At 62.3% G+C, this 18,466-nt stretch carries 15 protein-coding genes; 5 read left to right on the top strand and 10 right to left on the bottom strand.

Annotated elements, in window-relative coordinates:
* Positions 1 to 10: 10 nt before the first annotated feature.
* Together miaE and AB7E19_RS04555 are read right to left on the bottom strand one after the other, a co-directional pair.
* Entirely contained in the window at positions 11 to 769 is a 759-nt protein-coding gene (gene miaE / locus AB7E19_RS04560; RefSeq protein ID WP_042016277.1) for a tRNA isopentenyl-2-thiomethyl-A-37 hydroxylase MiaE, read from the bottom strand.
* A 93-nt stretch (positions 770 to 862) separates the two neighbouring features.
* Complete coding sequence (locus tag AB7E19_RS04555; protein WP_427934670.1) at positions 863 to 1,873, bottom strand: LacI family DNA-binding transcriptional regulator; 1,011 nt, start codon at positions 1,871 to 1,873, stop codon at positions 863 to 865.
* Between the two features lie 253 nt (positions 1,874 to 2,126).
* Between AB7E19_RS04555 and ascF the strand changes: the two genes are divergently transcribed.
* Positions 2,127 to 3,581, top strand: a complete 1,455-nt coding sequence (ascF, locus tag AB7E19_RS04550) for a PTS cellobiose/arbutin/salicin transporter subunit IIBC (RefSeq protein WP_427934669.1) — start codon at positions 2,127 to 2,129, stop codon at positions 3,579 to 3,581.
* 31 nt (positions 3,582 to 3,612) lie between these two features.
* A complete protein-coding gene (locus AB7E19_RS04545) occupies positions 3,613 to 5,043 on the top strand; it encodes a 6-phospho-beta-glucosidase (protein ID WP_322131334.1) in 1,431 nt (476 codons plus the stop codon).
* A 102-nt stretch (positions 5,044 to 5,145) separates the two neighbouring features.
* Here the strand turns inward: AB7E19_RS04545 and purF are convergent, their stop codons facing one another.
* From purF to lrp, 7 genes are all read right to left on the bottom strand, one after another.
* Positions 5,146 to 6,666, bottom strand: a complete 1,521-nt coding sequence (gene purF / locus AB7E19_RS04540) for an amidophosphoribosyltransferase (protein ID WP_010674523.1) — start codon at positions 6,664 to 6,666, stop codon at positions 5,146 to 5,148.
* A gap of 18 nt (positions 6,667 to 6,684) precedes the next feature.
* A complete protein-coding gene (locus AB7E19_RS04535) occupies positions 6,685 to 7,176 on the bottom strand; it encodes a CvpA family protein (protein WP_010674522.1) in 492 nt (163 codons plus the stop codon).
* Positions 7,177 to 7,351: 175 nt separating this feature from the next.
* Positions 7,352 to 8,647: a serine--tRNA ligase gene (gene serS, locus AB7E19_RS04530; protein WP_039039009.1), complete on the bottom strand. Its 1,296-nt coding sequence runs from the start codon at positions 8,645 to 8,647 to the stop codon at positions 7,352 to 7,354.
* A 280-nt stretch (positions 8,648 to 8,927) separates the two neighbouring features.
* Complete coding sequence (locus AB7E19_RS04525; RefSeq protein WP_041211365.1) at positions 8,928 to 10,265, bottom strand: replication-associated recombination protein A; 1,338 nt, start codon at positions 10,263 to 10,265, stop codon at positions 8,928 to 8,930.
* A gap of 67 nt (positions 10,266 to 10,332) precedes the next feature.
* Positions 10,333 to 10,941 (bottom strand): outer membrane lipoprotein chaperone LolA, encoded by a 609-nt coding sequence (lolA, locus tag AB7E19_RS04520; RefSeq protein ID WP_039039163.1) that lies wholly within the window; start codon positions 10,939 to 10,941, stop codon positions 10,333 to 10,335.
* Positions 10,942 to 11,018: 77 nt separating this feature from the next.
* Complete coding sequence (locus AB7E19_RS04515) at positions 11,019 to 13,523, bottom strand: DNA translocase FtsK (RefSeq protein WP_029314440.1); 2,505 nt, start codon at positions 13,521 to 13,523, stop codon at positions 11,019 to 11,021.
* A 189-nt stretch (positions 13,524 to 13,712) separates the two neighbouring features.
* Positions 13,713 to 14,204, bottom strand: a complete 492-nt coding sequence (gene lrp, locus AB7E19_RS04510; RefSeq protein ID WP_005300047.1) for a leucine-responsive transcriptional regulator Lrp — start codon at positions 14,202 to 14,204, stop codon at positions 13,713 to 13,715.
* A 150-nt stretch (positions 14,205 to 14,354) separates the two neighbouring features.
* Here lrp and ald point away from each other — a divergent pair, with 150 nt between their 5' ends.
* The 3 genes from ald (at position 14,355) to AB7E19_RS04495 (ending at position 17,904) form a co-directional block, all read left to right on the top strand.
* Positions 14,355 to 15,470 (top strand): alanine dehydrogenase, encoded by a 1,116-nt coding sequence (gene ald, locus AB7E19_RS04505; RefSeq protein WP_010674517.1) that lies wholly within the window; start codon positions 14,355 to 14,357, stop codon positions 15,468 to 15,470.
* A 183-nt stretch (positions 15,471 to 15,653) separates the two neighbouring features.
* The gene (trxB, locus tag AB7E19_RS04500) at positions 15,654 to 16,604 is read left to right on the top strand and encodes a thioredoxin-disulfide reductase (RefSeq protein WP_010674516.1); all 951 of its coding nucleotides are present in this window, start codon (positions 15,654 to 15,656) and stop codon (positions 16,602 to 16,604) included.
* Positions 16,605 to 16,662: 58 nt separating this feature from the next.
* Positions 16,663 to 17,904: a diguanylate cyclase gene (locus AB7E19_RS04495; protein ID WP_029314438.1), complete on the top strand. Its 1,242-nt coding sequence runs from the start codon at positions 16,663 to 16,665 to the stop codon at positions 17,902 to 17,904.
* 83 nt (positions 17,905 to 17,987) lie between these two features.
* Here AB7E19_RS04495 and AB7E19_RS04490 read toward each other — a convergent pair whose 3' ends face one another.
* Positions 17,988 to 18,458, bottom strand: a complete 471-nt coding sequence (locus tag AB7E19_RS04490) for a glycine zipper 2TM domain-containing protein (RefSeq protein WP_069651141.1) — start codon at positions 18,456 to 18,458, stop codon at positions 17,988 to 17,990.
* Between the last annotated feature and the right edge of the window lie 8 nt (positions 18,459 to 18,466).

Genomic DNA, 18,466 nt, shown 5'->3' with positions numbered 1-18,466 from the left:
CCCCGTCACCTCAACAACTGTCAGATCTGACAGGCAGTCCGCTATGGAACCGGAATTGCGGATCCGGCGAACAGATGAGTTCGGCCTCCAGGCGACCGAAGAAGGCCACCCGCTCGCTGATGTCTTCGTCTGCGAACGTCTGTGCCAGGGCCAGGTAGTCCTGATAGTGACGCGCCTCCGAGCGCAGCAGGGAGACATAGAAGCGGCCAAGCTCCTCGTCCAGATGAGGGGCCAGCCTGGCAAAACGCTCGCAGGATCGCGCTTCGATATAGGCACCGATGATCATCTTGTCCACCACGGCCGCCGGCTCGTAGGTGCGCACATGGGTCAGCAGGCTGCGGGCATAGCGGGAGGCGGTGACGGGACCATAGGGGATGCCCCGTGCGGCCATGATCTCCAGCACCTGCTCGAAGTGGTGCAGCTCCTCCTGGATGAGGCGCACCATGGGGAACAGCAGGGGATTGCGCTCCAGCTCGGCAAACACGCTCCTGTCTGATTCGCCCATGGTGCGCTTGCCGAGGATCTCCGCCTTCTCCGGCAAGGCATCGAGCTCCCGGTAGAAAGTCAGCTTGGGCAGCAGGTGACGCTTCTCCTTGGGCAGGCAGTAGCGGCGCACCAGGCTGTGGGCGGTGAGTGCCGCCTTGTTCTCGCAGTTGGCGTGATCGATAAGCAGGGTCGGCAACTGGGCGGGATCCCGCGCCATTTCCACCCACTCATCCGGGGTCTCGCAATGCAGGAACTGGCGAACGGGGGCTAACAGGTCATCCATCTGAACTCTCATCTGTTGATACGACACGCGGCGCCTGGCGCCGGGGGGCCTATGCTAACGGATCCCGCCCGGCCTGCCCACCGCCATCATGGCTCAGCCCGTCAGACGCCTGAGGGAGTCGCGGCGGATCAGGGTGCCGCTGAAGGCGGGCAGTGCGTCCCGGCTCCCCTCCTCCACCATGGTGATCAGGCGGTTGATGGTCTCCTGGATCATCCCGTTCACCGGCATCTTGACGCTCGACAGCGCGGGAATGACGTAAGGGGCCAGGGGGATGTCGTCAAACCCCACCACCGAGACCTCGTCAGGCACCATCACACCGGCTTCGTGCAGCCGTTTGATGGCCCCGATCGCCATGTCATCGTTGCTGGCCACCAGGGCGCTGAAGCGAGCGCCTCGCGCCAGCAGGGTCGAGACGGCGGCCGCGCCACAGGCGGGGGTCCATTTGCCGGGGGCGATCAAGGTATCCTGCACGGGGATGCCGTGCCGGATCAGCGCCTGCCGGTAACCGGCCAGGCGCTCGGCGCCGGTGGGGGAATCCGCAGAGCCTGCAATGAAGGCGATCTCCCTGTGCCCCATGGCCACCAGCTTGTCCACCACCGCCTCCGCCGCTGCCTGCTGATCCGCATAGACGCAGTGGGCCGGATGGCGGCTCAGACGCCGGTTGAGCACCATGATGGGCTGCTCATGCTGCTCGATGATCTCGTCCATCTCCTCCACCCCAAGAAAGCGCGGATAGATGATGACGCCATCGCAACGGGAATCGAGCAGATACTGGATGGCCTGGCGCTCCTCGTCGGCGCTGTGCTTGCCGTCCGCCAGTATGAGCTGGCGCCCGCGATCCTCGGTCATCCGCGCCACCTGGGAGAGCAGCTCGCCGAAGTAGACGCCGTGGTAGAGGGTGTTGGTGACCACCAGTCCCAGGGTCCGGGTATGCCTGGTCGCCAGCTGCCTCGCCACCAGGTTGGGGCGATAGCCGCACTCCTCGATGGCCTGCTGCACCCGGTCCCGTGTCTCCTGGCTGGTGTAACCATTGCCCGACAACACCCGGGAGACCGTCGCCTTCGACACCCCTGCCCGCCTTGCCACCTCCAGCATCGTCGTCATTGTGTTCTCCCTTGCTCGTAACGGGGCGCAGTGTACTGCACCGCCCCCGGCTTGTCGTCGCACGAATGGCGTGCAGGCCCGGGTTCAGTGATCCCATTCACGGATCCGGACGCTCGCTGCACAAGGTGCTTGTCTCCCGCGCTCAGGCCGCGCACTCTATGTGGAACCGGTTCCACATTCAGTTTCATGCGCGTTCCCGCCCTTCGCGGCGGCGGGGGCGAGCAGGCCCACTTGGTTAAAAGGATCTACCTCGATGTCAAAAAACTATGCGGCTCTGGCCGGTACCGTCATCACCGCACTCGGCGGCGCCGACAACGTCGTCGCCGTGACCCACTGCATGACGCGGCTGCGCTTTGTGCTGGGCGATCCCGCCCGGGTCAATGGCCCTGCCCTCAAGGCCATCACGGGCGTGCTCGGGGTGGTGCAGGCGGACAACCAGTGTCAGGTGATCATCGGCAACACCGTCTCCCAGGCCTATCGCGAAGTGCTGGCCCTGCTGCCCCAGGGCGGTGGGCAGACTCCGCTTCCGGAGGCTTCCGCTGGCTGGAGCCTGCGCCGCATGGGCGCCGCCATCCTCGACGCCCTGATTGGCACCATGTCCCCCCTCATCCCGGCCATCATCGGCGGCTCCATGCTCAAGCTGCTGGCCATGGTGCTGGAGATGACCGGCGTGCTGGAGAAAGGCTCCTCGACCCTCACCATCCTCACGGTGGCCGGGGATGGGGCCTTCTTCTTCCTGCCCCTGATGGTGGCCGCCTCCGCCGCCGTCAAGTTCAAGACCAACATGTCCCTGGCCATCGCCATCGCAGGCGTGCTGGTGCACCCCAGCTTCATCGAGCTGATGGCCAGAGCCGCCGAAGGGGAGCAGGTGACCTTCGCCCTGGTCCCGGTGACCGCGGTCAAATACACCTACACCGTCATTCCGGCCCTGGTGATGACCTGGTGCCTCTCCTACATCGAAGGCTGGGTCGACCGCATCACCCCGGCGGTCACCAAGAACTTCCTCAAACCCATGCTGATCGTGCTGATCGCGGCGCCGCTGGCCATCCTCTTCATCGGCCCCGTCGGCATCTGGATTGGCACCGCCATCTCCGGCCTGGTCTACACGGTCCACGACTACCTGGGCTGGCTGTCGGTGGCCATCATGGGGGCGCTCTGGCCCCTGCTGGTGATGACCGGCATGCACCGCGTCTTCACCCCGACCATCATCCAGACCATCGCCGAGACCGGCAAGGAAGGCATGGTGATGCCCTCCGAAATCGGCGCCAATCTCTCTCTTGGCGGCTCGTCCCTGGCGGTGGCCTGGCGCACCCGAAACCCGGAACTGCGCCAGACGGCGCTCGCGGCGGCCGCCTCCGCCATCATGGCGGGGATCTCCGAACCCGCGCTCTACGGTGTGGCCCTGCGCCTCAAGCGTCCGCTCATCGCGAGCCTCATCAGCGGCTTTGTCTGCGGTGCCGTCGCCGGCATGGCGGGGCTCGCCAGCCACTCCATGGCCGCCCCCGGGCTCTTTACCAGCGTGCAGTTCTTCGATCCGGCCAACCCCATGACCATCGCCTGGGTGTTCGGCGTGATGGCCCTCTCGGTGGTGCTCTCCTTCGTGCTGACCCTGGTGATGGGGTTCGAGGACATCCCGGTCGAGAGCCCGGCCCCCCGCGCCGAGCCCGTGCAACCCGTCGCCACCAGCCAGGCGCAGGCCGGACTGTGACACCCCATTCAGACATGACAAGAGGTAACCAATGTCGTTAACAAGATTTCCCGAGGGCTTTCTCTGGGGCGGTGCCCTGGCCGCCAATCAGGCGGAGGGCGGCTATCTCGAGGGGGGCAAGGGGCTGACCACGGTGGACATGATCCCCCACGGCCCGCGCCGCATGGCGGTCAAACTCGGCCAGGAGAAGCGCATCACCCTGCAAGATGACGAGTTTTACCCAAGCCACGGGGCCATCGACTTCTATCACCGCTATCGGGAGGACATCGCCCTGATGGCCGAGATGGGCTTCACCGTGTTTCGCACCTCCATCGCCTGGGCCCGTCTCTACCCCAGGGGGGACGAGCGCGAGCCCAATGCCGAGGGCATCGCCTTCTACCGTGCGGTGTTCGAGGAGTGCAGAAAGTACAACATCGAGCCCCTGGTGACCCTGTGCCACTTCGATGTGCCCATGCACCTGGTGACCGAGTACGGCTCCTGGCGCAACCGCCAGATGGTGGAGTTTTTCACCCGCTACGCCCGCACCTGCTTCGAGCAGTTCGACGGCCTGGTGAAGTACTGGCTCACCTTCAACGAGATCAACATCCTGCTGCACAGCCCCTTCTCCGGGGCGGGGCTGGTGTTCGAGGAAGGGGAGCACCAGGATCAGGTGAAGTATCAGGCCGCCCACCACGAGCTGGTGGCCAGCGCCCTGGCGACCCGGATCGCCCACGAGGTGAACCCGGCCAACCAGGTGGGCTGCATGCTGGCGGGGGGCAACTTCTACCCCTACTCCTGCAAGCCCGCCGACGTCTGGACCGCCCTCCAGAAAGATCGGGAGAACCTCCTCTTCATCGACGTGCAGGCCAGGGGCGCCTATCCGGCCTATGCGCAGAGGGTGTTTCGTGACAAGGGGGTCACCCTGGTGAAGGGGCCGGAAGATGACGAGATCCTCAGGCACACCGTGGATTTCGTATCCTTCAGCTACTACGCCTCCCGCTGCGCCGCCGCCGACATGAATGCGGGCAACACCAGCGAGGCCAACGTGGTCAAGTCCCTGCGCAATCCCCACATCGAGGTGAGCGAGTGGGGCTGGGGCATCGATCCCCTGGGCCTTCGCATCACCCTCAACACCTTGCACGATCGCTACCAGAAGCCGCTCTTCCTGGTGGAAAACGGCCTGGGGGCGGTGGACGAGGTGGATCCGCAGGGGGAGATAGAGGACGACTACCGCATCGCCTACCTGCGCGCCCACATCGAGGCCATGGGGGACGCCATCGAGGACGGCGTGCCCCTGATGGGATACACCAGCTGGGGCTGCATCGATCTCGTCTCCGCCTCCACCGGCGAGATGAGCAAGCGCTATGGCTTCGTCCACGTGGACCGGGACGACGCCGGCCATGGCACCCTGGCCCGCCGGCGCAAGAAGTCGTTCTGGTGGTACAAGAAGGTGATCGCGAGCAACGGGGAGGATCTGGCCTGAGGACCCTTGTGTGGGTTGTCCAGGCGCTGCGCCGAGTGCACGAATACAAGATGGGGGCCTAGGCCCCCATCTTTTTTCATCGCGCTGGCAATCTGAAAACGTTTAACTGCCTTCGTTGAAGATCTCGAGGTTGCTGGTCCCTTCCTGCCACTCGCGCACGGCCTTGTTGTCGTCGCTGCGCAGGGCATTGAGGTGGTCCAGATAACCCTGATCCACGTCGGAGGTCACATAGTGACCGTTGAAGACCGAGGTCTCGAAGTGGCGCAGCTCGGGGTTGATCTCCCGCACCGCCTCTTCCAGATCTTCCAGATCCTGGAAGATGAGGCCGTCGGCACCGATAAGCTTGCACACCTCTTCCACTTCACGGCCATGGGCAATGAGCTCGTTGGCGGTGGGCATGTCGATGCCGTAGACGTTGGGGAAGCGAATTTCCGGCGCGGCCGAGGCGAAGTAGACCTTGGCGGCCCCCGCTTCACGAGCCATCTGGATGATCTGCTCGGAGGTGGTGCCCCGCACGATGGAGTCGTCCACCAGCAACACCTTCTTGCCCTTGAATTCGGAGCTGATGGCGTTGAGCTTGCGGCGCACCGACTTCTTGCGCTGGGTCTGGCCCGGCATGATGAAGGTACGGCCGATGTAGCGGTTCTTCACGAAGCCCTGACGGTATGGAAGGCCCAGGGTGTGGGCGATTTCCAGCGCCACGTCGCAGGAGGTCTCGGGGATGGGGATGACCACGTCCACGTCGAGATCGTCCCACTCCCGTGCGATCTTCTGGCCCAGCTTGCGACCCATGTTGAGGCGGGCGGCATAGACGGAGACCTTGTCGATGAAGGAGTCGGGACGGGCGAAGTAGACGTATTCGAAGATGCAGGGGTTCATCTGCGGGTTCTCCGCACACTGCTCGGAGAAGAGCTGGCCCTGCTCGGTGATGTAGATGGCCTCGCCCGGGGCGACGTCACGCACCGTCTCGAAACCGATGGCGTCGAGGGCCACGCTCTCGGAGGCGAGCATGTACTCCACCTGCCCCTGCTCGTCGACCCGGCGACCCAGGATCAGCGGGCGAATGCCGTTGGGGTCGCGAAAGCCGATGAGGCCGTGGCCGATCACCAGAGAGACCACAGCATAGGCGCCGCGGATCTGCTGGTGCACCTTGCGCACCGCCGAGAAGATATCTTCCGGGCGCAGCGCCATCTTGTCGCACAAGTCCAGCTCGTGGGCCAGCACGTTCAACAGCACTTCGGAGTCCGAGGTGGTGTTGATGTGGCGGCGGGCCACCTTGAACTGCTGCTCCTTGAGCTCCTTGGCGTTGGTGAGGTTGCCGTTGTGGGCCAGCACCATGCCGTAGGGGGAGTTCACGTAAAACGGCTGCGCCTCTGCCGCACTGGAGCTGCCTGCGGTGGGATAACGGACGTGTCCGATGCCGATATTCCCTTTCAGGCGCTGCATGTGGCGCACTTCAAACACATCCTTCACCAGACCGTTGGCCTTGCGTTGCCGGAAGTTTCCACTGTCAATGGTCACGATCCCGGCGGCATCCTGTCCCCTGTGCTGCAACACCGTCAAGGCGTCGTAGAGGGCCTGATTGACGGGGGTGGTGCCAACTATACCGACAATACCGCACATGTCTTTGCTACCTCGAAGTCACTGTACCTGTTGAAGAAAACTGGACGAGTTCATCATGAACCCGAAAAACCACTGGATCACCGGCTTGAACTCCGGCACCAGCCTGGACGCCACCCACCAGTCGCTCTGGGAGAGGCTGGTGAAGGTATCCATGAAAAACAGCAGGGCGCTGACGATCAGCACCCCGCGAATGGCGCCAAAACAGACCCCGAGCACCCTGTCGGTGCCGGAAAGCCCGGTCTTTTCCACCAGCAGGCCCACCACGTAGTTGACCACGCTCCCCAGGATCAGGGTCGCCACGAACAGGGCGGCGATGGCCAGACCGTTGCGAACCATGGCATCGGAAAAAGAGGTGAAATAGACGGCGAGATCGGGATAGAAATGGCTGGCAATGAAAAAGGCGACGAACCAGGTGACCAGAGACATGGCCTCCTTGAGAAAGCCGCGCACCAGGCTGATGAGGGCGGAGAAACCGACGATGCCGATGATGGCGTAATCAATCCAGACCATAGAAAAAGATGTCCTGCGAAATTGCGGCGCAGTCTAACAAAAACGATTGCGCAATGCTTGATAAAATTGTGTTACAGGCCCGAAGGGAGCTATCCCTTCCCCTTGCGGCGGGTTTCCCGGGCCCAGAATGCACAACGCCATGGCATGCCATGGCGTTGTCGTCTGCAACGAGCGCTTACCCGATGTGGGTCAGGCCGCCCATGTAGGATTGCAGCGCAGCCGGGATGGCGATGCGGCCATCTGCCTGCTGGTAGTTCTCGAGCACGGCCACCAGGGTACGACCCACCGCCAGACCGGAACCATTCAGGGTGTGAATGAGCTGCGGCTTGCCGTCGATACGCACGCGAGCCTGCATGCGGCGCGCCTGGAAGTCGGTGCAGTTGGAAACGGAGGAGATCTCGCGATAGGTGTTCTGGGCCGGCAGCCACACTTCCAGATCGTAGGTCTTGGCGGCGCAGAAGCCCATGTCACCGGTGGAAAGCGCCATCACGCGATACGGCAGCTCCAGCAGTTGCAGCACCTTCTCGGCGTGACCCACCATCTCTTCCAGGGCATCCCAGGATTTTTCCGGGTGCACCAGTTGCACCATCTCGACCTTGTCGAACTGGTGCATGCGGATGAGGCCACGGGTATCACGACCGTAGGAGCCCGCTTCGGAGCGGAAGCAGGGGCTGTGGGCGGTCATCTTGATGGGCAGCTCCTGCTCGTCGAAGATCTCGTCACGGGCCATGTTGGTGAGCGGCACTTCGGAGGTCGGGATGAGGGAGAACTTGCGCACCTTGCCTTCGTCTTCCCCTTCCCCTTCGATGCCGGTATTGAAGAGGTCCTGGGAGAACTTGGGCAGCTGGCCGGTGCCGTACAGGCTGTCCGGGTTGACCAGATAGGGCACGTAGCACTCGGTGTAGCCGTGCTGCAGGGTGTGCAGGTCCAGCATGAACTGGGCCAGGGCGCGGTGCAGACGGGCAATCTGGCCCTTCATCACCACGAAACGGGCACCGGAGAGCTTGACGCCGTTCTTGAAGTCGACCCCCTTGGCCGCCTCACCCAGATCGATGTGATCGCGCACCGGGAAATCGAACTCACGCGGGGTACCCCAGCGACGGACCTCCACGTTGTCGTTCTCGTCACGGCCCACCGGGGTGGTCTCGCTCGGCAGGTTGGGGATGGCGTCGGCGATCCCCTTGAGCTGGGCCAGCAGGGCCTCCAGCTCGACCTTGCTGGTCTCGAGCTCGTCGTTGATCTTGGTCACCTCGGCCTTGAGGGGGGCAACATCTTCACCACGACGGGCAGCCTCACCGATGGACTTGGAGCGGGCGTTGCGCTCGGCCTGCAGCTCCTGGGTGCGGGACTGCAGATCCTTGCGTTTCTCTTCCAGAACATTGACCGCCGCTACGTCCAGAACGTAGCCACGTGTCGCCAGACGAGCGGCAGCTTCGGTGATGTCGCTGCGCAGATATTTGGGATCCAGCATGGTTTACCTACTTTTTTTAATGGGATCTGGGCCCGGGTCATCGTGACCGGGTTGGGAAACAGATCCGGAAGTTAACATCGGTTGGCGCACCCCTTTGCCTTCGGAATCGGGCCTTCGAAATCAAGAAGATGGTGCAAGGCCAAGACAACCGGGGTCAGACGGGCAGTGTAGCAGACCGCCCCCCCGCCCGAACAGGGACTATTGCGCCCGTTTTTGCCGGGCCCCCCTCTCCTGATAGCCTTGCCGTGCGCTTTCCGGGCGAGGGGCTTGAAGGTCTTTCCTATCGCTTGCGCGGGCTCTGCTTGTCCAGCTCGTGCAGATAGTCGAGCTTCTGGGCTATCTGCTTCTCAAGCCCCCGCTCGGTGGGCTGATAGTACTGCTTGCCGGCAAGCTCCGGGGGGAAGTACTGCTCGCCGGCGGCATAGGCCCCCGGCTCGTCGTGGGCGTAGCGATACTCGGCGCCGTAGCCCAGCTCGCTCATGAGCTTGGTAGGGGCATTGCGAAGGTGCGGCGGCACCTCGAAGTCCGGCAGGTTCTTGGCGTCGTGAAGCGCCGCCTTCCAGGCGGTGTAGACCGCATTGCTCTTGGGGGCGCAGGCGAGGTAGACGATGGCCTGGGCGATGGCCCGCTCCCCTTCCGCCGGGCCGATGCGATGGAAGCAGTCCCAGGCCGAGAGCGCCACCTGCATGGCACGGGGATCGGCGTTGCCCACGTCTTCCGAGGCAATCGCCAGCAAGCGGCGGGCGATGTAGAGGGGATCGCAGCCGGCGCTCACCATGCGGGCATACCAGTAGAGGGCCGCATCCGGTGCCGAGCCGCGAATGGACTTGTGCACCGCCGAGATGAGGTCGTAAAAGTGATCGCCGCCCTTGTCGAAACGGGCCACGTGCTCCCCCACCACGGCGGCGAGCAGGGTACTGTCGATCACCCGCGCCCCTGAGCTGTCGGCCTCGGCCATGTCGGCCAGGAGCTCCAGATAGTTCAGAGACTTGCGCCCGTCCCCGTCCACGGCTTTCGCCAGCGCCTCCTTGGCCCCGGGGGCAAAGCGCAGGCTAGGGTCATTGAGACCGCGCGGGTCCTGCATCGCCTGATCGATCATGGCGAGGATGTCCTGCTCCTCCAGCCTCTTGAGCAGATAGACCCGGGCCCGGGAGAGCAGCGCATTGTTGAGCTCGAACGAGGGGTTCTCGGTGGTGGCGCCGATGAAGGTGATGGTGCCGTCTTCGATGTGGGGCAGGAAGACATCCTGCTGGCTCTTGTTGAAGCGGTGGACTTCATCCACGAACAGGATGGTGCGCACCCCGCGCCAGCCGTTCTCCTTCGCCTTGTCGAGGGCCGCGCGGATCTCCTTGATGCCGGAGGTGACCGCCGAGAGCCGCTCCACCTCCGCCTGGCAGTAGTGGGCAACCAGTTCTGCCAGCGTGGTCTTGCCGGTGCCGGGGGGCCCCCAGAGGATCATGGAGTGGCAGTGCCCCGCCAGGATCGCTTTTCGCAGGGGCTTGTCCGGCCCCAGGATATGCTGCTGGCCGATGTACTGCTCGAGGGTTTGCGGCCGCATCCGGGCCGCAAGCGGACGAAAGTCCGAGGAGAAATCCAGGGATAAATTGCTCATCTGCATTGACCTTGCATCTGATCGGTCATAAACAACACCCGGTCAGACGATAACGCCGGTAACGGCTGACTCATCAACGCTGGTCGTCCAGCTCGACCCCCTTCGGGATCTTGAAGACAAATTCGTTGCCCTTGAGCACCGGCTTGCGGTTGAAGCTGCTCAGGGTGAACTCGCTCCACTGCCCCTGCGCCTCTTTCACGTCGAAGCGACTGATGTTGTTCTGACGGTCGAAGGTGATGCGAAAGGAGGCGATCAGCTCGTCCTTGTTACGGCTGGTGACGGTATAGACATCCCCCTCCTGGGTCACGTCATAGTTCTTCCAGAGGCTGTTGTCGTTGCCCGCGATGAGCACGAAGGGGGTGTTGAGCACCGCATCCTTCATCTTGAGGGCGGTGACCTGCTCGACGAAGGGGTCGTACACCCACACATCCTTGCCATCGGCCACGATCAGGCTCTCGTCCGGGGAGGTAGTGTGCCAGTTGAAGCGGTTGGGCCGCTGCACCAGCAGGGAGCCGCTCGCCTTTTGCAGCTCCTTGCCCTTGCTGTCATAGACTGTCTGGGCAAATGTGGCGGAGAAGACATTGACGGAGGAGAGCTTCTCCTTGAGATCGCTGGCCGCATCGGCCCACACCTGGCTGCTGGCAACCAGCAGAATGGAACCCATCAACAGTTGTTTTTTCATCAGGCTCTTCATAGGGAGGTTCTCGATAAAAGGCCACGCCCGCAGAGGGCATGGCCAGAATGATACAGGAGTTAGGCTTAGTCACGAACCGGCGGCGGTGCCAGCACGTCGCGCTGGCCGTTGCCACCCGGGGCGCTGACGATGCCCTGGTTTTCCATCTGCTCGATGAGACGGGCCGCCCGGTTGTAACCGATCTTGAACTTGCGCTGGACGCTGGAGGTGGAGCCACGTCGGGATTCCACCACGAAGGCCACCGCCTCGTCGAACAGGGGATCGAGCTCTTCATCGCCGCCCCCGCCGAAGTCGCCACCGCCGCCCTCGCCGTCCGACTCGCCGGAGAGGATCTCGTCGATGTAATCCGGCTCGCCACGCAGTTTCCAGTCCGCCACCACCTTGTGTACCTCGTGGTCATCGACGAAGGCACCGTGGACACGGGTGGGGTTGGAGGTACCGGCAGGCATGTAGAGCATGTCACCCATGCCGAGCAGGGATTCGGCGCCCCCCTGGTCCAGGATGGTGCGCGAATCGATCTTGCTCGACACCTGGAAGGAGATACGGGTCGGGATGTTGGCCTTGATGAGGCCGGTAATGACATCCACCGACGGACGCTGGGTCGCGAGGATAAGGTGAATACCAGCCGCCCGCGCCTTCTGGGCGATACGGGCGATCAGCTCTTCCACCTTCTTGCCGACGATCATCATCATGTCGGCGAACTCGTCCACCACCACCACGATGTGGGGCAGTTTTTCCAGCTCCGGCGGCATCTGATCCATGGAGTCGCCCGGACGCCACAGGGGGTCGACCAGGGGATCCCCCGCCTCGATGGCGGCCAGCACCTTGTCGTTGTACCCCTTGAGGTTGCGCACCCCGACCGCGGACATCAGCTTGTAGCGACGCTCCATCTCGCCTACGCACCAGCGCAGGGCGTTGGCGGCATCCTTCATGTCGGTGACCACCTCGGTCAGCAGATGCGGAATCCCTTCGTAGACCGAGAGCTCCAGCATCTTGGGGTCGATCATGATGAAGCGCAGATCCTCGGGGGAGGATTTGTAGAGCATGGAGATGATCATGGTGTTCACCCCTACCGACTTGCCCGAGCCCGTGGTACCCGCCACCAGCAGGTGAGGCATCTTGGCAAGGTTCACTACCACGGGTTCCCCCGCGATGTCCTGACCCAGCCCCATGGTGAGCGGATTGCGGCTGGCCGCGAACGCCTCGCAGTCCAGGGTCTCCCGCAGGTAGACGGTCTGGCGTACCCGGTTGGGCAGCTCGATCCCGACGAACGTCTTGCCCGGGATCACTTCCACCACCCGCACGCTGCTGGCAGAGAGAGAACGGGCAAGATCCCGGGAAAGATTGGTGATCTTGCTCGCCTTCATGCCCGGCGCCAGGTCCAGTTCGAAGCGGGTAATGACGGGACCGGGATAGACGCCCACCACCTTGGCCTGCACGTTGTAATCGGCGAGCTTCGCCTCCACCAGCCGGCCCATGCGCTCCAGCTCGTCCTTGCTCATCATCTGGGTCTTGGCGGGCGGTCTGTCCAGCAGATCGATGCTCGGCAAAGGGGCCAGACCGGGCTGGGGACGGCGCTTGGCTTTCACCGGAGCAGCGGCAACGGGAGCATCGGGTTCGTCATCCCCCTCCGCCCAGGGCAAGTCGAGGTCATCTTCTTCCTGGCGCACGGCGGGACGCGGACGGCCATTGGCCACGCGCTTGCCCTTGGCGGCAGGCGCCGGAGCCTCGTCCTCTTCGTCGTCAAACTGCGGATCGAACTGGAAGGTGTCTTCGTCAAGCTCCGGCAGCCATTCGTCAGCTTTTGTCTTTTGAGCGCGATTCTTCGCCTTGGGGTTGCGTGTCCAGCTGCTGTGGGGGTCTTCGTCATCCTCTTCCTGATCGAAGCTACCCACGCCCCCTTCCAGCAGGGGATCCGGCCCCTCATAGCGAGGCTGGCGCCAGCCACCGGTGAGCCAGCGGCCCAGAGTGGTGGGGAAATGGTAGATGGCGCTGACAGAGCCGGTGCAGGCGGCACCGATGCGCTCGACAATGGTGAGCCAGGACCAGCCGGTAAAGAGGGTGATGCCGGTCGCCACGAAGCAGAGCAGCATCAGGTTGGCCCCCACGCCGCCAAACAGCGGCACCACGGCGGAGGCGATCACATCCCCCACCAGGCCGCCGGCGGAAAAGTTCTGCAAGTCGTTGAAGTTCATGCTGGCGATGGCGGACATGCCAAGCACCGTCAGCACGAAGCCGATGATCCGTACCGACAGGGTGAGGTAATCCACTTCCAGCAGCTTGCTCGGGCGCCAGAACAGGCTCCAGCCAAGCAGCACTACCAGGGGGGGCACCAGATAGGAGAAGGCCCCGAAGGTAAACATGGTGATGTCGGCGAGCCAGGCACCGGCGCTGCCCGCGAGGTTTTTCACCTCCCCTTGCCAGGAGGTTTGCGACCAGCCGGGATCGGCGGGATGGTAGGTCAGCAGGGCAAGCAAAAGATAGGCAGCCATCAGGGTGATGGCGATCAAGACGGCCTCGAAGATCCGTTGTGTACCTGATAAAGGAGTAAACAGCTTTTTATCGGCCAAACTCCGGCTCCTTTGTGAAAACATGAATGCGGGGATAGGGGGCCTAGTATCCCTGAAAAGCCCACCGATTGTCAGCCAGTGCCTGAGGGCGGGCCTGAAACTCTCTATAAGAAGAAACGAGCGGACCGGCCGCTCGTTTCTGACTATCGTGACTCGTCATGGAACTTGCAAGTCACAGCACAACCCCGCTTATCGGGTGCTGATCACCAGACGACTGCTCTGTTTGACCTCTTCCATCACCACGTAGGTGCGGGTGTCGTTGACGCCCGGCAGACGCAGCAGGGTTTCACCCAGCAGGCGGCGGTAAGCGGACATGTCGCTGACGCGGGTCTTGAGCAGATAGTCGAAATCACCGGACACCAGATGGCACTCCTGGATCTCTTCGAGCACCTGAACAGCCTTGTTGAACTGCTCGAACACATCGGGGGCGCCACGATTGAGGGTAATTTCCACGAACACCAGCAGAGACGCGTCCAGATAATGAGGGTTCAGAATGGCGGCATATCCTTCGATATACCCTTGTCGCTCCAGGCGACGAACCCGTTCCAGACACGGTGTGGGACTCAGGCCAACTCGTTTGGACAACTCAACGTTCGAAATCCTGCCATCCTTTTGCAGTTCATTCAGAATGTTGCGGTCAATCCTGTCCAAATCCTTTAGCCGACTCTTAGCTTCCATCATTTAATTCCATCCTTTGGCTATTTTTTGGTAAGAATCACCAGTCATTTTATAATAATGGTCACAAATCCTGTCAATACCTGAATATACTAGGCGCAAATGTCGCTTAACATCTAGGCAACATAAACCACCAATCGATAGACGAGGGATAGCATGATTATCGGTGTACCTAAGGAAATAAAAAACCATGAATATCGCGTAGGCATGGTTCCGGCCAGTGTACGTGAACTGACAGCACGAAACCATACTGTTTTCGTCCAAAGCGGCGCAGGAAATGGCATTGGGTTCAGTGACGCAGATTATCTGGCTGCCGGAGCCGAGATCCTGGCCTCCGCTGCCGAAGTTTTCGCCAAGGCGGAGATGATCGTCAAGGTCAAGGAACCCCAGGCAGTGGAACGGGCCATGCTGCGTCCTGGTCAAACCCTCTTTACCTATCTGCATCTGGCGCCGGACCTGGCCCAGACCCAGGATCTCATCGACAGTGGTGCCGTCTGCATCGCCTATGAAACCGTCACGGACGGTCGTGGCGGTCTGCCCCTGCTGGCCCCCATGTCGGAAGTAGCCGGACGCATGTCTATTCAGGCCGGTGCCCAGGCACTGGAGAAATCCCGTGGCGGCAGCGGCGTGCTGCTCGGTGGTGTGCCCGGAGTGGAACCGGCCAAGGTGGTGATCATCGGTGGTGGTGTGGTGGGCTCCAACGCAGCCCGCATGGCCGTCGGCCTGCGTGCCGACGTCACCATCCTCGACAACAACGTCGATACCCTGCGCCGTCTCGACAGCGAGTTCCAAGGGGCTGCCAAGGTGGTCTACTCCAACCGCGAGACCCTGGAGCGCCATCTGCTGGCGGCGGACCTGGTCATCGGCGGCGTGCTGGTGCCTGGTGCCACTGCGCCAAAACTTGTCAGCCGTGACCACATTGCTCGCATGAAACCCGGTGCGGCCATCGTTGACGTGGCCATTGATCAGGGCGGCTGTGTCGAGACCTCCCATGCCACCACCCATGAAGATCCCACCTTCATCGTCGACGAGGTGGTGCACTACTGCGTGGCCAACATGCCGGGTGCCGTGGCGCGGACCTCCACCGTGGCCCTGAACAACGCCACCCTCCCCTTCATCATCAAGCTGGCCGAACAGGGCTATCGCAACGCTCTGCTCGCCGATCCCCACCTGTTGCACGGCCTGAACGTGATGGCGGGCAAAATCACCTGCAAGGAGGTTGCCGTGGCCCACAATCTGGCTTACACGGATCCCCTGACCCTGCTGAACTGATCGCGTCCCTGCAAAGGGAGGTAGATGAGTGAAAATCCGCCCGCGATGGGCGGTTTTTTTATGCCTGCCATCCCCGGCTCACCCCTCTTGTTGGCGATTGCCCCAATCGATGCGCTGGCCTTTGACCACGGATCACGAATTACCTACAATCGCGCAAACTCATCACGTCTCGGAAATCACATCATGAGCCAAGTCACTCACAGCAAACTGCTGATCCTGGGATCCGGTCCGGCAGGTTACACTGCGGCCGTCTATGCCGCTCGCGCCAACCTCAATCCCCTGCTCATCACCGGCATGCAGCAAGGTGGTCAGCTGACCACCACCACCGAAGTGGAAAACTGGCCAGGGGACGCGGAAGGGCTGACCGGCCCGGCCCTGATGGAGCGCATGAAAGAACATGCAGAGAAGTTCGATACCCGCATCCTCTTTGATCACATCAATGAAGTGACGCTGACCGAGCGTCCCTTCCGCCTCAAGGGCGACAACGGGGAATACACCTGCGATGCGCTGATCCTCGCCACCGGCGCCTCCGCCAAATACCTGGGTCTGCCCTCAGAAGAGGCCTTCAAGGGCCGCGGCGTCTCCGCCTGCGCCACCTGTGACGGCTTCTTCTACCGCAATCAGGAAGTGGCCGTGGTCGGTGGCGGCAACACCGCCGTGGAAGAGGCTCTCTATCTGGCCAACATCGCCAAGAAGGTGCACCTCATCCATCGCCGCGACGAGTTCCGCGCCGAGAAGATCCTGATCAAGCGCCTCAACGACAAGGTCGAGAGCGGCAATATCGTCCTGCACACCCATCAGACCCTGGACGAAGTACTGGGTGACGACATGGGCGTCACCGGCGTGCGCCTGCGCAGCACCCGGGATGACACCACCTCCGAGCTGCCGCTGATGGGGGTCTTCATCGCCATCGGTCACCAGCCCAACACCCAGATCTTCGAAGGGCAGCTGGCGATGGAAAACGGCTATCTGAAGGTGCGTGGCGGACTGGAAGGGTTCGCAACCCAGACCAGCATCCCGGGCGTGTTCGCCGCCGGCGACGTGGCCGATCACGTCTACCGCCAGGCGATCACCTCCGCAGGGACCGGCTGCATGGCCGCCCTCGATGCTGAGCGATATCTGGACGCACAATAATCGGAAGGATATAAAGGGCATGCCAGTTGGCATGCCCTTTTTTATTGCAAGGAGCAGGATGAAACGAAAAATAATGATAGTGGAAGACAGCCTGACGGTACGCCGTATGCTGACCCAAGCCATTGCGCAGCAGACCGGGCTGGAAATCGACGCGTTCGATACCCTTGAAGGGGCTCGCGATTGCCATGGGGAAGATTATGTGGTCGCCCTGGTGGATCTCACCCTGCCGGACGCCCCCGGCGGAGAAGCTGTCAATGTGCTGAGGGAGCGTGGGTTGCCGGTGGTGATCCTGACGGCCGACATCAGCGAAGAGAAGCGGGAAGCCTGGCTGGAAGCCGGGGTGCTGGACTATGTGATGAAGGATTCACGTCACTCCCTGCAATATGCCGTCGGTCTGGTGCACCGCCTCTACCTCAACCAGGCCATCGAAGTCTTGGTGGTCGACGATTCACGCACCTCCCGTCACCGCACCGCGGCCCAGTTGCGCAAGCAGTTGTTGCAGGTGCACGAGGCCAATTCAGCCCGCGATGCGCTGGCGCAGCTCGAGCAGCACCCCGCCATTCGCCTGATGCTGGTGGACTACTACATGCCGGAGATCGACGGCATCAGCCTGGTGCGAATGCTGCGCGAGCGCTACAGCAAGCAGCAGCTCGCCATCATCGGCATCTCGGTGTCGGACAAACACGGCCTCTCGGCACGCTACCTCAAGCAAGGGGCGAATGATTTTCTCAATCAGCCCTTTGAACCCGAGGAGCTGCAGTGCCGGGTCAGCCACAACCTGGAGGCCCTTGAGCAGTTCAACAATATCCAGGAATCGGCCAACCGAGACTACCTGACCGGGCTTTACAACAGACGCTACTGGTTCAACGAGGGTCAAAAGTGGTTCGAGGAGCATCAGCGCCATCAGGCGCAGCTCTCCCTGTGCGTGCTCGATGTGGATCACTTCAAGCAGGTCAATGATCACTGGGGGCACGCCATCGGCGATCAGCTGCTCTGTCACCTGGCCAGGCTGCTCACCCAGTTCTTCCCGGATGCCATGATAGCCCGATTCGGTGGCGAAGAATTTGCCCTGATGGTGCCCCACTGCCCCGTACCCGTGCTGCTCAAGCGGCTGGAAGGGCTTCGTCTGCAAATGCGCCAGCAACCGCTGTCGCGGGAGATATCGCTCTTTGTACGCGCCAGTTTCGGCGTCATCAATGTCGGGCGGCTCTCCATGGACGAGGCGCTGAGCGAGGCAGATCGCCAGTTGTATCAGGCAAAGAATACCGGGCGAGACAAGATAGTCTGTCAGGACGTCTGAGCAAGCATCAGCAGAGGCACTCCGTGTAGTACCGCCCGGCGCCCCTTGTGTGGTGGCCGCCGGGTCAATCCCTTCTTCACCGTTCAATAGGTCTTGTCGACCCGCACCCCATCGCTGAAATAGAGGATGCGCACCTTGTCGCCCTGCGCAAAGACCATGGCCGGATCGTAATCCTGGATCACGTTGATGAGCCCGTTCTGCTCGTTGCGGATCAGCAGCTCCACCAGCTTGTTCTCCACCACGCTGCCCCCTGACTGAAACTGCTGCACCGCCGCCGCTCCCGCCAGCGCCCCGACCGCTGTGGCAATCTCCCGCCCGTGCCCACCGCCAAACTGGTTGCCGAGCAGCCCGCCAAGCACGGCCCCTCCCAGCGTTTTCCAGCCGGAATGCTCTGATTCCACCATCTGGCGCTGGGTGATGTTGCGCACCGTATCCACCTGGCCGAAGACCACCTGCTCCACCGGACGCGCCGTGTTGCGTTCATACACCGCACTCCAGGCCGGCGCCGTGACAAAGCCAAGCAAGCTGGATACTATCAGGATAATGGCCTTCATCTATGAAC

Origin of the sequence: Aeromonas sp. (assembly GCF_050252055.1) — a bacterium.
GTDB lineage: Bacteria > Pseudomonadota > Gammaproteobacteria > Enterobacterales > Aeromonadaceae > Aeromonas > Aeromonas caviae.
The sequence above is the reverse complement of the archived record's forward strand: the minus strand, read 5'-3'. Positions and strand labels throughout refer to the sequence as shown.

Excerpts from the sequence above, each read along its gene's own strand:
- miaE (WP_042016277.1), bottom strand. The coding sequence starts at position 769 with ATGGATGACCTGTTAGCCCCCGTTCGCCAGTTCCTGCATTGCGAGACC.
- AB7E19_RS04555 (WP_427934670.1), bottom strand. The coding sequence starts at position 1,873 with ATGACGACGATGCTGGAGGTGGCAAGGCGGGCAGGGGTGTCGAAGGCG.
- ascF (WP_427934669.1), top strand. The coding sequence starts at position 2,127 with ATGTCAAAAAACTATGCGGCTCTGGCCGGTACCGTCATCACCGCACTC.
- AB7E19_RS04545 (WP_322131334.1), top strand. The coding sequence starts at position 3,613 with ATGTCGTTAACAAGATTTCCCGAGGGCTTTCTCTGGGGCGGTGCCCTG.
- purF (WP_010674523.1), bottom strand. The coding sequence starts at position 6,666 with ATGTGCGGTATTGTCGGTATAGTTGGCACCACCCCCGTCAATCAGGCC.
- AB7E19_RS04535 (WP_010674522.1), bottom strand. The coding sequence starts at position 7,176 with ATGGTCTGGATTGATTACGCCATCATCGGCATCGTCGGTTTCTCCGCC.
- serS (WP_039039009.1), bottom strand. The coding sequence starts at position 8,647 with ATGCTGGATCCCAAATATCTGCGCAGCGACATCACCGAAGCTGCCGCT.
- AB7E19_RS04525 (WP_041211365.1), bottom strand. The coding sequence starts at position 10,265 with ATGCAGATGAGCAATTTATCCCTGGATTTCTCCTCGGACTTTCGTCCG.
- lolA (WP_039039163.1), bottom strand. The coding sequence starts at position 10,941 with ATGAAAAAACAACTGTTGATGGGTTCCATTCTGCTGGTTGCCAGCAGC.
- lrp (WP_005300047.1), bottom strand. The coding sequence starts at position 14,204 with ATGATGGAAGCTAAGAGTCGGCTAAAGGATTTGGACAGGATTGACCGC.
- ald (WP_010674517.1), top strand. The coding sequence starts at position 14,355 with ATGATTATCGGTGTACCTAAGGAAATAAAAAACCATGAATATCGCGTA.
- trxB (WP_010674516.1), top strand. The coding sequence starts at position 15,654 with ATGAGCCAAGTCACTCACAGCAAACTGCTGATCCTGGGATCCGGTCCG.
- AB7E19_RS04495 (WP_029314438.1), top strand. The coding sequence starts at position 16,663 with ATGAAACGAAAAATAATGATAGTGGAAGACAGCCTGACGGTACGCCGT.
- AB7E19_RS04490 (WP_069651141.1), bottom strand. The coding sequence starts at position 18,458 with ATGAAGGCCATTATCCTGATAGTATCCAGCTTGCTTGGCTTTGTCACG.